This is a genomic window from Ruegeria sp. BHSB056 (genome assembly GCF_059613305.1).
This window is the reverse complement of record NZ_JBXWSG010000088.1, coordinates 1-15,476: the sequence shown is the minus strand read 5'-3', so window position 1 is coordinate 15,476 and position 15,476 is coordinate 1. Positions and strand designations below refer to the sequence as shown.

The following is a 15,476-nucleotide window of genomic DNA, read 5'->3' as shown; positions in this document are numbered from 1 at the left end:
GTCATCGTGAAACTGCTGAAAAACCTAGCTCGGGGCACTCCACAATTGGGTAGCAGAGCAATACGGGACAATGCGGGGGCATTTCGATACCTTGCGCAATGTCGGGTAAAGGCCACCCTCGCCGAATTCATGTGATGGTCGCGCTTAGACAGAGACTTTATCTGCTCCGAGGTCGGCAGCGAGCCCAAAATTAAGTATGCTTCACACCAGTCAAATGAACGCGAGCTTTACAAAGCGGGCTTTGCAGCTATGAGCGCGCGTCATTTCACTATGTTGTCAAACTAGATTGACCGGCTTTCAACAAGAATGTGGGTTGGAGATTTTTTGTCCGCTATTCGTTTGCAATTGCTTGGGCATGTTTGGGGAATTCCGGTGAAAACATCAGCGCTTTGCATCTGTCGAACCGACCCGTTGCATATGCCCAGAAGTCCTCAGCCGGATTGCCGTCGGCGTGTTGGATAAGACCCCAGAGGGTCCACAAGAGATCACACATAGCTTTGTAGATAACCATCCGCCCGATCTGCGCCGCTGTTGGAGTTGCGCCGAAATACACAGTCAGCATCTCGATCTCCTGCGTCTCGGTCAGCCCTGCTTCAACCGACAGGTCGCCAAGGTCCCAAAGGGCGTCGTTCATGCCGGAATACTCAAAGTCGACGATCCACATTCGGTTGCCATCATCAAGAAAATTTTCGCAAAGCGGATCGCAATGGCTGGGCACGAGATTGCCAGGTCTGTCCTGCAAAAGTTGCTTGATCGGAGCGGCCTCGGCGACAATTTCTGTATAGCCATCGGGGAGATTGATATCTTTGGTTGCAAGGATTTTCAGATACTCATCGATCATCGAAAACAATTCGAAACGAAACTTGAACGGACGCGGGGCATCATGCAATTGCCGCAGGGCAAGACCAGCGCGCCCCGCGGCGCCCTCACGTGTCGCAAAATGCTCGGGTGTCATGGTGACGATGTTTTCAATGCATTCGCTGATCATTACCCCGGTTTCGGCATCTGCCCACAGTACCGCGGGGCCAATGCCAGCATCGGCTGCGACCCTGGCGTTATGGATTTCAACCGCGCGGTCGATATAATCTTCGGTGCCATCGCCGGGGATCCGCACGATCACAGCCCGCTCGCCAGATTTCACGCGGTAAACCAGATTGGTCAAGCCACCCAGACGCTGCACGTCGCTTCTCTGCGCCGAGATAGCCTCGAATCCGTCCAAATTGCGGAGTTCTTTCAACACGCGCTCGATATTGTCAGTGTCCATCACGCCCCCCTCCGATCAGGCTTTCAATTTTTCATTTTCCGGATCATAAACCGGCCCGTCAACGCGGCGGATCGGGCAGCGATCTCCGAAGAGTTCTAGTTCAAACTCCGTCTGCTCCCACATCTTCTTGGGCAGATACCCGTAGATGATTGTTTGTCCTGTGAAGTGCCCATATCCGCCGCTGCTGGCCCGTGAGACGGTTTCGCCATTGTGGAGGATGGTTTCGCCTCCGGTCATGGGCAATTTTTCGTCGGTCACAAAGGTGCACAATTTCTGAGACGCGCCGTTGGCTTTCTGCTCCTCCAAAACCGCACGGCCAATGAACTCATCTTTGGATCTCAAATGAACGCGCTGGCCTAATCCCGCCTCAATCGGGGAATAGTCCGGCGTGATATCGGCGCTCCAATAGAGATAACCCTTCTCCAGGCGCAGAGACTCGATCGCCCGGTAACCGATGTCACAAATACCGTGGGGCTGGCCGGCCTGCCAAATCAAGTCGTAGACATGTAGGGCAAACTCTGTGGGGATATGAAGCTCCCAGCCTAGCTCGCCCACATATCCGATCCGGGCGGCAAGGAGTTTTGCGGCCCCGATGGTGATTTCCCGTGCGGTTGCAAAGGGGAAGGTCGTGTTCGAAACATCCTCTTCGCTGACGGCGGCCAGCACCTCACGCGCTTTCGGGCCACAAATATTGATCACTGCCCGCGCCGAGGTCATCTCGATCAGATGCACCGATCCGTCGTCAGGCAGATGGCGCTTGATCCAGTCGGCGTCGTGCACACCAAACCCGGAACCTGTCACAACATAGAAACGGTCCCGCCCTAGGCGGGTCACCGTAATATCTGCTTCGATGCCACCATTTTCATTGCAAAGCTGTGTGTAGATCACGCTTCCAATCGGTTTATCCATGTTGGAGACCGCCAGACGTTGGATTGCGTCCAAAGCCCCGGGGCCGATCAAATCGAACTTTGAGAAACTAGATTGATCAATCAGCACCACGTTTTCACGAGTGGCGCGGTGCTCGCGGCCTGCATATTCGTGCCAGCCGGGATTGAGGAAATCGAGCTGATCCACGGGTGCGACGTCCGCAGGGGCAAACCATAAGGGTCGTTCCCAGCCGTTTTTCGACCCGTAAACAGCACCGTGTTCTTTCAGCCGGGCGTGCAGCGGCGATAGGCGCAAGTTGCGGGCTGTTTCGGCCTCCTGACCAGGATACCGCATTTTGTAGTGATGCGCGTAATGCTCGACGGCGCGCGGATACATAAAGGCCCGGGTCGCGTGATGCGGGCTGAATCTGCGCACGTCCAGCGGCCAGAGATCAAGGCTTGGCCGACCTTCAAGGATCCATTCAGCAATCATTTCACCAGCACCGCCACCAGCGGCAATCCCATACAGGAACCCGGTTGACAGCATCAGGTTCTTCAGTTCCGGGGCCCAGCCCATGACAAAATCGCCGTCAGCTGAATAAGGAATCGGGCCGTTAATCACCCGCCGGATACCCACCTCGTTGACAATCGGTGTTACTGCCCCGGCAAGCTCCGCAAGCGGGGCAAACCGATCGAGATTGTCCGGCAGCAATTGGCGGACAAACTCACCCGGAATGCCCCGTTCACCAAATGGCAACGTGTCGTCTTCATATCCGCCGATCACCAACCGCCCCCCGGCATCGGGCTTATAATAGACCAGTCTTTCGGGGTCGCGCAGGGTCGGCAAGGTTTTGACGAGGTCCTGATCCGGCAATGGTTCAGTCACGATATACTGGTGCTCGACCGCGCAGGCAGGCACCACAACGCCCAGTTTAGCTGCAAGCTCACGGCTCCACATGCCCGATGCCAGCACCACGGTTTGCGCCTCGTAATCGCCATCGGTTGCCATCACCCGGCTGATGCGCCCGTTGGTTATTTCAAAATCCTCGACCTTCACGCCCTGACGGATCTGCGCACCGTGAAGGCGTGCTCCAGCGGCAATGGCCTGACACAGACCGGCTGGATCAACATGCCCATCTGTAGGAATAAAGGCGGCCCCTTCCAGCCCTTCAGCGTCAATGTATGGAAACAGCTCTTTTGCTTCTGCCGGAGAGATAATCTCCATTTCCAGATCGAAACTGCGCGCCATTGTGGCCAGGCGTTTCGCTTCCAGTAATCGTTCTTTAGTTGCAGCCAATCGCAGACTGCCAACCTTCTTCCAATCGAATTCCATGCCGGTTTCCGAGGCCAGCCGGTCGTAGAGCGCAACCGAACGCTTCAACATGCGGGTGGTATTGCGCGAAGACCGCAATTGCCCAACCAGACCGGCGGCGTGCCAAGTGGCCCCCTCTGTCAAAGACGCCTTTTCCAGCAGCACAACATCTTTTTCGCCAGACTGAGCAAGATGATAAGCAATCGAACAGCCGATGATGCCGCCACCAATAATCAGATGCTTTGCCGAGTGGGTCGTCATTGTTTGCTCCTGTGCAAGGTGTCGGAGCCAGATCAGTGTAAAAATCAACAAATATCAACAAAAATGTTCTCACGTTATTGATTTTTGTTGGTTGTGAAAGCGATCCGGGCCTATTATCGTCTTAAAATCCAACATTCCCGAACCTGTATGTCCAAGTACGAAAAAGATATCCTCAACGCGGTCAATCTCCATGGGCGGATCTCGGTCATGGAATTGGCGCAGTGTCTGAACGTATCAGATCAGACCATTCGCCGAATCGTGAAGCCACTGGTTGACGAAGGCAAAATTGAAAAAGCACACGGCGCTTTGGTGAGTATCCAAAAGGTTCTGGACCCGCCGTTCTTCGCGCGCATGGCAACAAACCGTGCCGCGAAAGTTGCGATCGCAAATGCAGTCCTGGATCTGATTCCCGACGATGCTTCTATCGCCATCGATACCGGTTCGACATCGGGTTTCGTCGCTCAGGTGTTGCGGGCTCGGAAGAACCTTACGGTTGTGACGAACTCTGCCTTCATCGCAGCCACGTTGGCCATGGAAAACGGAAACCGAGTTTTTATGGCAGGAACCCAGTTACGAAACCACGATGGGGCTGCATTTGACCGCGCTGCATTTGACGTTATCGGCAAAATGTCCGTCGATTTTTCCATCCTGTCGGCATCACTCGTCAATCCAAAGAGGGGATTTATGGTTTTTGAACAGTGCGAAGTGGATATGGCTGTTGCGATGAAGACGATTAGCGAACGCTGTTTCATGGCTGTTGATTCAACAAAGTTTCACGCGCCGGGCGCCAATCCAGCCTTGCGTCTACCGGAACTATTGGGAAGCGATTTATTGATAACCGATCAGGCGCCTGCCTCAAAATTCAAAGATGTCATTGGTCAGGCAAAGGTCGTGTTAGCTTCCCACTGAAACTCTAATGCGTCCTTTGACACCAGCCAGCTTTACGTATCAGGCGTTGCGCATGGGGTATGGCTGTACATTCGTTCCAATCCGAATTCGCGGGAAATTGATGGGTTGCTGTTGCATTGCGAGTTAACGTGACAAAACTGTTATGACCAATGTCACTCCAACGATCCTTTCCACGGTTTCCAGCCAGTTTGTCGATGATTGGCTGGCGGCGCTGCGTGTCCTTTGCCCAGAGGCGCAGATGGCGTCGCTGCTTAGCCGGTCCGGTCTGAACGCGGATACGCGCTCGCCTAATGGTCGCGTGACGCTGGATCAGATCGTGTGTCTCTATCAACTTGCCGCAGTTGAGACCGGTGATGAGATGATGGGGCTTTGGAGCAGACCCGTCCGGCCAAGGGCTCTGCAACATCTTTTGACGACTGTCAGAGAGGCAACGTCTCTTGCATCAGCACTCTACCGGTTTTCGACCTTCTGGAACCTGCTGCTGGATGACTATCAGTTCGGTCTGGATGATCTCGAAGGCGCATTGGTGCTAACCCTGAAACCACAAGGCACGGCATACGTACAGCGGTTTGGGCATATGCTGATCCTCAAACTTGCCCACGGGCTCATGTCCTGGCTGGCAGGGCACGAGGTTCCGGTCAGGGGCGTCGATTTCGCGTTTGACCGCCCGAACTTTGATCAGGATTACGCGATCATCTTTCCGGCACCGATCCGGTTCGTACAACCCGCCACCGCGATCTCGTTCGATCCGAATGCACTGGGTCCCGTGCAGGCGCGCAGTGCCTCTGATCTTGATCGGTTTTTGCAAAACGCGCCGCGAGACTGGATCTTCACCTCTTCGCGGGAGCACACCCAATCGCTGCGGGTACGCACATATCTGGGCCAAACGGGATGGGAGGCTGCCACCCTGACCCAGACAGCATCCGCAATGCACATGACCCCGCGCACCCTGATCCGCAGGTTGCATGCGGATGGGACGTCGTTTCAGGCCATAAAGGATGCCCTGCGCCGGGACATCGCGATTCGTGATCTGCAGGCGGGGCGCAAAAGCGTTGAGGCCATCGCACATGATGTCGGTTTTTCTTCGGCTGCCAATTTTCACCGGGCATTTCAACGCTGGACCGGCAGCACCCCCAGTTCGTACCGCAAGGCGAACATCTGAGGCGCGTTTTTTGTCACTTTTGGACAATACCCTGTCACCACGCGAGATAGAGCAAAATTTTTTTTCCGGCTAATTCTTTCGAAATACAACGCGACCGCACCGGATTTCCCTCATGAAGCATGACCCGCTACCTGCTCAGCAGGAGCTGGAGTGTGGCGTCATGTGAGAAGAGCCGTTCACAAAAGGACCGACCAATGTCAGACAAACTCGCCACCATACTCCAAGCCGCACGCGACCACGCCGAGCAGGTCATCCTGCCCAATGTCGACGCCTGGAACGCCACGAAGACATGGCCGCGCGATGCTTCGGACAAGGCCGGGGCCGCTGGCCTGACGGGGCTATACGCCCCTGAAGAATTTGGCGGCCAGGGCTTGCCACTTTCAGAAGGCATTCAGGTCTACGAGCAACTGGGACTGGGCGATGGTGCCTATGCCTTTGCCTTGTCGATGCATAACATCTGTACCTTCGCGGGCTGCGGCTATGGCACCGATGCCTTCAAGGAAAAATGGGCGCGGGATCTGACGTCGGGCCGCAAACTGGCGAACTTTGCGCTGACCGAACCGCAATCCGGCTCTGACCCGATGAACATGTACAGCCGCGCCACCATCAATGGTGACGGCACTTGGACGATCAGCGGCGCGAAGGCATGGGTCAGCCTGGCGACCGAGGCTGATATCTATTTCACCGTGGTCAAAACCAGTGACGCACCCGGCCACAAGGATATGGCGATGATCGCCATTCCCGCTGACACTCCGGGCCTCAGCTTTGGTCCGTTGTACGACACCCCGTCCTACAACTTCCTGCCTCTGGCCGAGATGTACATGGACAAAGTCGTGGTTAGCGAAGACAACATCATCCTGCCCGTTGGCCAAGGTCTGCAAGGATCACTCATGGCGATCGATATCGCCCGCGTTTCGATTGCGTCAGGATGCTGCGGATTGATTCAAGCTGCCTTGGATACGGCGCTGTCTTATTCCAAGAACCGCAAGATGTTTGGTGGCAAGAACCTCGATCTGGACGGAATCCAGTGGATGCTGGGCGAGGTTGCGACCGATCTTGAAGCCTCCAAGCTTCTCTACCGAAAGGCAGCAGAGGCGCTTGGCACGTCTGAGGGCCCCCTGATGGCCGCTCATGCCAAACGGTTTGTGCCGGATGCTGCAGTGAAGGCTGCGAACACCTGCACGCAAGTGTTGGGCGGCATGGGGCTGTTGCAGCCTTATGGTTTGGATCGTTTGTCCCGTCTTGCACAAATGCTGCGGATCGTGGACGGGACGACGGAAATCAGCCGCGTGGTTATCGGACGGGCCTTGCAGAAACGTGCTGCTGCCTTGCCTGATCTGCCAGTACCAAAAGGATTCGGTGAGAACGGCTGAACATTCCAACCTGCCGGAGAAGCGGAACCGATCTGAAAATACCCTCGGAGATCGGTATAACTGAAAGACAGGCCGCAAACATGCGGCCTGTTATCAAATAATGCAGACCTTGGCGCAAAACGCAGCTTCCAAGGGGGGCAGGGTAACAGATTGACGCCGTCAGAATTGTTCCCGCTTGCGTTCCTCACCATTCCGCCTATTTAAGTGGCGTCAATTGACCCAAGGGAAGATTTGCGATGCGCATGCGCGATACGTTCATCAAGCCGATGCATCCAGAAGGTGTTCGGTTTGTCGCAATCTTTGCTGCAATAACAGTCGGACTGTATCTGTTATCCGATACTCTTGGTTGGATTGGCGTTGGCCTCACGATCTGGTGCTACTATTTCTTTCGCGACCCGGAACGCGTGCCTCCGTTAGAAGACGGGCTGATCGTCAGCCCGGCGGACGGTGTGGTTTCGCTGATCGAAGCGGCCGTACCGCCACCTGAACTTGGGATGCCGCACACACCTCTCACCCGTGTCAGCGTGTTCATGAGTGTTTTCAACTGTCACGTGAACCGGATTCCCATTGAAGGTGAGATTACTACAGTTGCCTACCGCCCCGGAAAGTTCTTCAATGCATCCTTGGACAAGGCCAGTGCCGATAACGAGCGCAACAGTCTGCGAATTCGCATGACGAACGGTCAGGATCTGGCTGTCGTCCAGATTGCCGGCCTTGTGGCCAGACGGATCGTTTGCTTTACGAAATCTGGTGATGCGATGCAAACCGGAGAACGATTTGGTTTGATCCGCTTCGGGTCTCGGCTGGATGTTTATCTTCCTGAAGGCGTGGACCCACAAGTGCGTGTTGGGCAGACGATGATTGCTGGAGAGACCATTCTCGCCAAACTAAATTCATCTGAAGAAACGTAGGTAGCTGGAACAGTGGCAGAACCTTCTGAACAGGACGAGACCGGATTTGCGCTAATCAATTTGTTGCCCAACGCGCTAACCATTACAGCTATATGTGCGGGCATGTCCGCGATCAGATTTGGCGTACAGGGCAACTACGTGCTAGCAGTGCAGCTCATCATTGCCGCCTGTGTGCTGGATGGATTGGACGGCCGTATCGCCCGCCTGCTCAGCAGTGACAGCAAAATCGGAGCAGAACTTGATTCACTCGCGGATTTTTTGAATTTTGGAGTAGCCCCACCGCTCGTTCTCTATTTTTGGGCCCTGCAGGATATTCGAAGCGCGGCTTGGCTTGCTGTCCTGTTTTTTGCGTCATGCTGCGTCATGCGTCTTGCCCGTTTCAATGTGGGTAGCAAATCCGAAACCTGCGATCAGAACAGTGCATTTTTTGAGGGTGTCCCTGCCCCTGCGGGGGCGGTGCTGGTCATGTTACCAATGTATCTGTCCTTTGCCTTTGCAGACGCCCCTTTGCTGCCCGGCATATTGATTTGTCTTTACATGGTGGTCATCGGTCTTCTGCTCATCAGCCGGATACAGACCTGGTCTTTCAAGACGACGCGGATCTCACGCGAGAACGCAAAGTTCTTTCTAATTGGGGTCGCTGTTGTTGGCGCGGCGATGCTGACATTTCCGTGGGTCACGCTGATCTTACTTTGTTTCGCGTATGTGGGCATGGTTGCCTGGGCGTGGTTCGACAAGGAAGTACATTCTAATCGTTAAGGACTCAAAATGGACATCAAAGCCGTTCAAACTTCGTACGCTCGATGGGCGCCCGTCTATGACAAGACTTTTGGGGCCGTCACCAGTGGCGGGCGGCAGCAAGCGGTTGACTATATCAATAGATTCCCGGGCAAAGTACTGGAGGTCGGTGTGGGCACCGGTCTGTCTCTGGAACACTATAAGCCCGAGATGCAGGTGACAGGGATCGATTTCAGCGAAGACATGCTGCAAAAGGCGCGCAACAAGGTAAGCGATCTTTCGCTGAACCATGTCGTCGAGCTGCGGCAAATGGATGCCCGTACGCTCGACTTTCCAGACAACCATTTCGATACGATTGCGGCGATGCATGTGCTGTCGGTGGTTCCGGAACCGGAAAGGGTCATGTCGGAAATTGCGAGGGTCTGCAAACCAGGCGGTAGAGTGGTAATTACCAACCACTTCCAACGAAAGCGGGGGCTGCTTTCCTCGCTGGAACGGGTTTTTGCTCCGCTGGCCAACACAATCGGCTGGCATTCGGATTTCGAAATCGACACAGTGTTGCAAGAGGGCGTGCTGACCGTCGGAGAGCAAAGAACTCTGCCACCGTTGGGGATGATGACCTTTCTGGTCTTGAGGAAATCTGAGATTGCATAGTGGATTTGCAAGTGCGCCCAGTGCGCCACAAACAGCGAGCTGAGCAACCACAATTCCACCCAATTGGCAAACATTCAGTGAGAGGCCTACGATCAAGAGTTAGTCGGCTGACAGCAGGCGCAATCTAGGGCGTGCTTAAATAGTCAAAGAACAGGTATTGCTTGCGCGACTGACGCATTGACCCGTCAGTTACATGAGTGTTGCTTTCTGCATGGTATGCACGCAAGATCGAAGGCCTGTCAGGTGTCTGTAATTATCAAGTTACTTGCCTTTTCACCTATCATAATCGCGGGCGCATTTGTGTTGCCACTGACGATTTCCGGCATAATGGAACAATCAGCTACCCGTAAATTCATAATTCCATGTACATTTAGTTTTGCATCGACAACTGACATGTCATTGCTGCCCATCGCGCAAGTGCCGGTTGGGTGATAGATTGATGTGGAATTAGATCTGGCCCAATCAAGTGTTCCTTCAAAATCGTCAGGTTTCAGGTCTGCCGTCGGTCGAAACTCTTCCGATATTTTTGAGGCCAAAGGGTTCCGCTTGGCAATGCGCCGCGCGATATTCACGCCGTCGACGATAGTCCTGCAGTCTGTTTCTGTGGACAGGTAGTTCGGGATGATCTTGATATGTCTTGAGGGATCAGGGCCGTTCAAGCGTAATTCCCCCCTGCTTTCCGGTCGCAACTGGCAGACCGACATTGTAAAGGCCGAGAACGGATGTACGCCCTCGCCCGGGCTATCTGCGGACCAGGGTTGGACATGAAACTGTATGTCGGGTGTCTCAACATCCGGGCGCGTTCTCATAAAGCCGGTGGCAAGGCTGGCTGCCATGGTCATAGGCCCGGAACGGAACAGAGCATATTTCAATGCAATGCGTGCCTGATTGAACAGGCTGCGGACTTCATCATTCAGTGTTGGTTCATTGCATTTGAATACCAATCTTGCCTGCAAGTGATCCTGCAATCCCTTACCGACGCCGGACAGGGCGTGAAGCGGTTCGATTCCGTTTTCTTTGAGGTGGTCCGGGTCTCCGATCCCTGACAACATCAGGATCTGGGGCGAATTGATCGCGCCACCAGACAGAATAATTTCGCGCCGAACCGTCAGAATTTGCTCGACCCCCGACCTGTCCCGGTAAACCAGCCCGGTCGCCTTTTTCCCGTCCAAAACCACGCGTGTCACCAATGCGTTGGTGATGATGTTCAGATTCTGACGGTTTCGAATGGGTTTAAGATAAGCCACAGCCGCGCTGCAGCGACGGCCGTTTTGGGTGGTCAATTGGAAATATCCCACGCCTTCTTGTTCTGCGCCATTATAGTCGGGGTTGAACGGGTAGCCTTCGGCCTGTGCTGCGGCTACCCAGGCGTCGCAGATGGGGCGTTGAATGCGCATGTTCGATACAGATAAAGGCCCGCCAATGCCGTGAAATTCATCTTCACCGCGTTCTTGATTTTCGCAACGTTTGAACAGGGGCAAGACATCGTCCCACCCCCATCCCTCATTGCCCATTTGCCGCCAGCGGTCGTAATCCTCTTTCTGGCCGCGGACATAAAGCAGTCCGTTCAGCGAGGATGAGCCGCCTAGCACCTTGCCTCGCGGCCAGTCAATGGATCGCCCATTGAGCCCCGGATCAGGTTCAGTGCGATAGCACCAGTCAACCGACGGGTTATGCATTGTTTTGAAATAGCCCACCGGAATGTGAATCCACGGGTTGGTGTCGCGACCGCCAGCTTCCAGCAACGCGACGGTCGTATTGGGATCAGCGCTCAAGCGGTTGGCAATGACACAGCCCGAAGATCCTGCCCCGACCACCGCATAATCGACTTCCATAACTATCTCCTCCCGACGCGACTGAAAAAAACTCTATGCAAGATGCGAGAAGTATACTAGTCTTTTTTGATACAAAACGTCTCAATAATTGTGATTAGGGAGGTAAGCAATGGAGATCGGTAAGAAACTAAGTGGCATTTCCCGGCGCGATTTTTTTCGCGTGGCCGGGCGTTATGGCATGAGTTCGACACTGCTGGCGGCAGGTGGGTTTGGTGGCGCGATGAGCCTGGCTAATTTGGCGCAGGCGGCCGAATCAACTTATGAAAAGCGCTTCTCAAAAGAGCCAAAGCACACGCTTAAGTTTGGCGCTTCTGGCTTCAATACACGTAATCTGCTGATCGAACGCGCCGGCGCAATCGAGTTTGCGCGGGATCTGGAAGAGCGCACGGACGGTGAGATTCGGATTGAGTTCATTGGTGACAACCAGATCTGCGGGCAGCTGAGCTGTGTTGAAAAGACCCAGCAGGGCATTGTCGATATCTACGCGGCCTCGACTCAGAACTCGGCAGGTGGCGCGCCATATCTCAACGTTCTGGACTATGCTTACATGTTCCCCAGCCGGGCAGCGCAGTATCACTTTTTCTACAGCCCGGCGAGCCAGCGGATCCTGCGCGACCCGCTTGAAAAACGTCATGGGCTGAAGTTCCTGTTTACCCACTGCGAATTGCGCGGCCTGCAAATGGGTTCGACCTTTGCCGATAAGCCGACCGTTACCAAACTGGAACAGCTGTTCGGTACGAAAAACCGTGTGACGGGTACACAGCTGGGACGCATTGCGATGCAGCTGCTGAACCTGAACCCGGTACCGGTTGCATGGGAAGAAACTCTGGATGCGTTGAAAACCGGTCTAATCGACGGGGCTGAAACGTGGGCGTCGGCCGTCGCATATGCCAACATGGCACCCGTAGTGTCGCAGTCAGTCAACCTGAAATTCTTCTGTGGTACTGAGCATACCTCAATGTCGGCCAAGGTGTTCGACAGTCTAGGCGGTGAGCTACAGGATGCTGTGATGGAGTCCTCCTACTTTACCCAGGCTTTGATACAAGGTGCCAATGAAGCGGCTTTGCTGAACACTGTCGGTTTCTCGGAACCGCAGCTGCCTAATACTATCTTCGCCGAAAATGGAGTACGCCCGGCTTTCCTGCCAGATGATCAGATCAAACTGGCCGAAGAGATGTGCGCCCCAAACTACAACCCCGAGCCTTGGGCGCAGTGGCGCGAGCGTCTGAACAAATGGGCCGGTGGCATCGATACCTATCAGGAAATCTATGACATCGCGCGCGAGATACCGGCTGACACCCTGCCGGAAAACGTCGAACCACGCCGTTGGTGGAAAGGCGAAGCCTGAAAAAAGACGAACCGACCCCAAGCGGGCCGGTTCTAATACACACCAACTGGGAGGACGGGGTACATGTCGTTTTGGGCAGACATCGGCGCGATATTCAGCGCCTTTCTCAGCCAGGATTCGTTCGAGATTCAATCTGCACTCGAATCCGACGCCACTTGGGGGTTGGGCGCGGCAGTCTCGGCAATTGGCGGGTTCTTGATCATGCTGACTTATCGGGCTGCGCCCTTTGTTGAACGCCATCTGGAACGTTCGGTGATGGTGTATTCCTATCTTGCGATTGCCTTGATCATTTTCTGGGGCGTGATTGATCGGTTCGTTTTCAACGACCAAGAACCGTGGTCCACCACAATCCCCCCTCTGCTGTTCATGGTGATGGCGTGGTTTGGCGCAACCTACAATGTCCGCCTGCGCACGCATCTGAGTTTCAGTGAATTCCGTGCTGCCATGCCCCGAGGCGGGCAACTAGCCTGTCTGATCCTCGATGCCGTGCTCTGGTTCATTTTTGCGGTGATTGTCATCGTGACGACGACGCGACTGGTCTCGCTTTCGGCGTCCAATTTCCAGATCGTATTGGGTACTGACAATATCATGCAGTGGTGGTTCCTTCTGGCCGCGCCATTGTCGTTCATTCTGATGGTTGGACGCGTGTTTCAGAACCTTGCCGATGATCTGCACAACTGGAAAACGGGTGAGCCGCTGATCAAGCAGGCCGTGATCGGAGCAGACTAATGGCAGATGGAACTTTGGTTACACTGATCTCTCTTGGGGTCACTTTTTTATTCATGCTGGGCGTGCCGGTATTCTTGGTCATCGGATATTGGGTAATCGGTTGTTCGTTCGTCCTTGGTTTGACGCTGGACAACATGGGCGCCGAATTGCTGAATGTTTTCAACAAGGGTTTTGCACTGTTGGCAATGCCGTTGTTTATCCTGACCGGAGACCTGATCAACAAGTCCGGCATCGCTCGAAGGCTCAGCGATTTCGCCTATGCCTGTTTGGGATGGATACGCGGAGGATTGGCCATGGCGTCTCTGGGCGCTTGTGGGCTATTCGCCGCAATCTCTGGTTCAAACTCGGCAACGACAGCGACCATCGGGTCGATGCTTCACCCCGAGATGGTCAAAGGTGGTTATGACGAGCGCTTCAGTGCGGCGACCGCTGCGGCAGGGGGTACTGTAGGGATCATTATCCCGCCGTCCATTATCTTCATCGTCTATGGCTTCTTGATGAACCTTCCTATTTCCGAGTTGTTTGTGGCGGGTATTCTACCCGGTGCGCTCATGGTGATTGGAATGCAGTTTGCCTGTTGGATCATTTGCCGCATCAATGGCTGGGGTCATCTGATACCCCTGCAACTGAATCGCGTTCTTAAAACAGCATTTGGTGCGTGGCTCGGTTTCTTTGCCATCGGTCTGGTCCTTTGGGGTATCTACACGGGCAAGTTTTCCCCCACCGAAGCAGCTGGTGTGACTGTAGGATTTTGCGTGATCGCGGGTTTGCTCAGCTATCCGATAAATCGCCTAATGGGGGCTCGGAATGAGGTTTTGCCGACAGAAAAAACATTTGCCGAGATGTTTGTAGTCGAAGGGTTCACCATCCCCGAGATCCCGTCGATCGTTATCCGCTCGGCCCAGATCACCGGAATACTTGCACCGCTGATTGCAATTTCGGTGGTGATGCAGCAGATCCTGTCACTGCTTGGCGCGCAGCAAACCATTGGAGATTTCGTAACCTCGATGGGCGGGTACTACGCAGTGTTGTTCACATCGATGGTGATCGTTTTCTTCTCTGGAATGGTTTTGGAAAGCCTGCCTGTAACTATAATTCTTGCCCCGATTCTTGCGCCAATCGCGGCTTCGGTTGGAATTGATCCAATCCATTTCTCGGTGATCTTCCTTGTAGGGGCGTCCATTGGGTTCATCACGCCACCTTATGGGCTGAACCTCTATGTGGCCTCGGGAGTAACAGGTGTACCCTATTTCCGGTTGCTTCGGTACACGGTGCCCTATCTGGTGGCGCTTCTAACGGTTTGGTTATTAGTGTCGCTTGTGCCCGATCTGGCCTTGATACTGCTGCCAAATAGCTAGACTGTTGCAGGATGGCCGAGACGGAAACACAAGACAAAGAAACTCAAATACCGACCAACCTGCGCCTCCTTCTGATCCTCGAGGAGGTGGCGCGGCGTGGCGTTTCCGTCAAACCTTCGGATCTGATTGAGGCGTTGGGTCTTGCCAAGCCAACAATTCACCGCCTGCTGCAAACCGCAGAAGCCGAAGGGTTTCTGCAGCGAGACCTCGATGGCAGATCATATGGCCCGGGGCACCGGCTGCGACTGCTTTCGGTCAACACGATGTCGTCTGAGCATTTGCGCACTGCGCGACTGGCAATCTTGCGCAGTGTGGCAGAAACTGTTGGCGAGACATGTAATCTCGCCATTCCAGACCGCGAGGGTATGATCTACCTTGATCGGGTGGAAACCAAATGGCCCTTGCGAATTCAACTTCCGGTCGGGACTCAGGTGCCCTTCCATTGCACGGCCAGCGGCAAGATGTACTTGTCCACACTGCGGCAAAAAAAGCTGGATGGGTTTCTTTCCGCAGGACATCTGCAACCAAAAACCGAACGTTCGATAACTGACCCCAAGGCATTGCGAGCGGAGATCAAACGTATTTCTGAGAAAATGTACTCCACCGATGACGAAGAATTCATGACTGGTATGACTGCCTTAGCGGTACCCGTTCAGGATGGGCAAGGTCGATTGTTGGGCACGCTTTCGGTTCACGCGCCCACACAACGTCATGACATCAACAGTCTGATGTCATTCTTGGGCATCCTGCAAAAAG

13 protein-coding genes are annotated in these 15,476 nt (G+C 54.4%); 10 read left to right on the top strand and 3 right to left on the bottom strand.

Annotation, left to right across the window (positions count from 1 at the left end):
• Positions 1-331: 331 nt before the first annotated feature.
• The gene (locus AC2FND_RS16775) at positions 332-1,264 is read right to left on the bottom strand and encodes a choline/ethanolamine kinase family protein (protein WP_496770986.1); all 933 of its coding nucleotides are present in this window, start codon (positions 1,262-1,264) and stop codon (positions 332-334) included.
• Between the two features lie 15 nt (positions 1,265-1,279).
• Positions 1,280-3,703 carry a GcvT family protein gene (locus AC2FND_RS16770; protein ID WP_496770984.1) on the bottom strand — a complete coding sequence of 808 codons (2,424 nt, stop codon included), beginning with the start codon at positions 3,701-3,703 and terminating at the stop codon, positions 1,280-1,282.
• A gap of 147 nt (positions 3,704-3,850) precedes the next feature.
• On the opposite strand from AC2FND_RS16770, the gene AC2FND_RS16765 reads away from it, so the two are divergent.
• From AC2FND_RS16765 to AC2FND_RS16740, 6 genes are all read left to right on the top strand, one after another.
• Positions 3,851-4,612, top strand: a complete 762-nt coding sequence (locus tag AC2FND_RS16765) for a DeoR/GlpR family DNA-binding transcription regulator (RefSeq protein WP_496770983.1) — start codon at positions 3,851-3,853, stop codon at positions 4,610-4,612.
• Between the two features lie 142 nt (positions 4,613-4,754).
• On the top strand, positions 4,755-5,774 hold the full coding sequence (locus AC2FND_RS16760; RefSeq protein ID WP_496770981.1) for an AraC family transcriptional regulator: 1,020 nt from the start codon (positions 4,755-4,757) through the stop codon (positions 5,772-5,774).
• A gap of 194 nt (positions 5,775-5,968) precedes the next feature.
• Positions 5,969-7,147: an acyl-CoA dehydrogenase family protein gene (locus AC2FND_RS16755; RefSeq protein ID WP_496770980.1), complete on the top strand. Its 1,179-nt coding sequence runs from the start codon at positions 5,969-5,971 to the stop codon at positions 7,145-7,147.
• 236 nt (positions 7,148-7,383) lie between these two features.
• On the top strand, positions 7,384-8,058 hold the full coding sequence (locus AC2FND_RS16750) for a phosphatidylserine decarboxylase (protein WP_496770978.1): 675 nt from the start codon (positions 7,384-7,386) through the stop codon (positions 8,056-8,058).
• Between the two features lie 12 nt (positions 8,059-8,070).
• Positions 8,071-8,817: a CDP-diacylglycerol--serine O-phosphatidyltransferase gene (pssA, locus tag AC2FND_RS16745; protein WP_209599470.1), complete on the top strand. Its 747-nt coding sequence runs from the start codon at positions 8,071-8,073 to the stop codon at positions 8,815-8,817.
• Positions 8,818-8,826: 9 nt separating this feature from the next.
• Positions 8,827-9,450, top strand: a complete 624-nt coding sequence (locus tag AC2FND_RS16740) for a class I SAM-dependent methyltransferase (protein WP_496770976.1) — start codon at positions 8,827-8,829, stop codon at positions 9,448-9,450.
• Positions 9,451-9,689: 239 nt separating this feature from the next.
• Here the strand turns inward: AC2FND_RS16740 and AC2FND_RS16735 are convergent, their stop codons facing one another.
• On the bottom strand, positions 9,690-11,285 hold the full coding sequence (locus AC2FND_RS16735) for a GMC family oxidoreductase (RefSeq protein ID WP_480507996.1): 1,596 nt from the start codon (positions 11,283-11,285) through the stop codon (positions 9,690-9,692).
• Positions 11,286-11,394: 109 nt separating this feature from the next.
• Here AC2FND_RS16735 and AC2FND_RS16730 point away from each other — a divergent pair, with 109 nt between their 5' ends.
• The 4 genes from AC2FND_RS16730 to AC2FND_RS16715 all read left to right on the top strand — a co-directional run.
• Positions 11,395-12,633, top strand: a complete 1,239-nt coding sequence (locus AC2FND_RS16730) for a TRAP transporter substrate-binding protein (RefSeq protein ID WP_496770975.1) — start codon at positions 11,395-11,397, stop codon at positions 12,631-12,633.
• A gap of 63 nt (positions 12,634-12,696) precedes the next feature.
• On the top strand, positions 12,697-13,362 hold the full coding sequence (locus AC2FND_RS16725) for a TRAP transporter small permease (protein ID WP_480507992.1): 666 nt from the start codon (positions 12,697-12,699) through the stop codon (positions 13,360-13,362).
• The gene (locus AC2FND_RS16720) at positions 13,362-14,720 is read left to right on the top strand and encodes a TRAP transporter large permease (RefSeq protein WP_480507990.1); all 1,359 of its coding nucleotides are present in this window, start codon (positions 13,362-13,364) and stop codon (positions 14,718-14,720) included. The genes AC2FND_RS16725 and AC2FND_RS16720 overlap by 1 nt, the downstream gene beginning before the upstream one ends.
• Positions 14,721-14,731: 11 nt before the next feature.
• The coding region (locus AC2FND_RS16715; RefSeq protein ID WP_496770973.1) for an IclR family transcriptional regulator at positions 14,732-15,476 on the top strand (745 nt) is incomplete at its 3' end.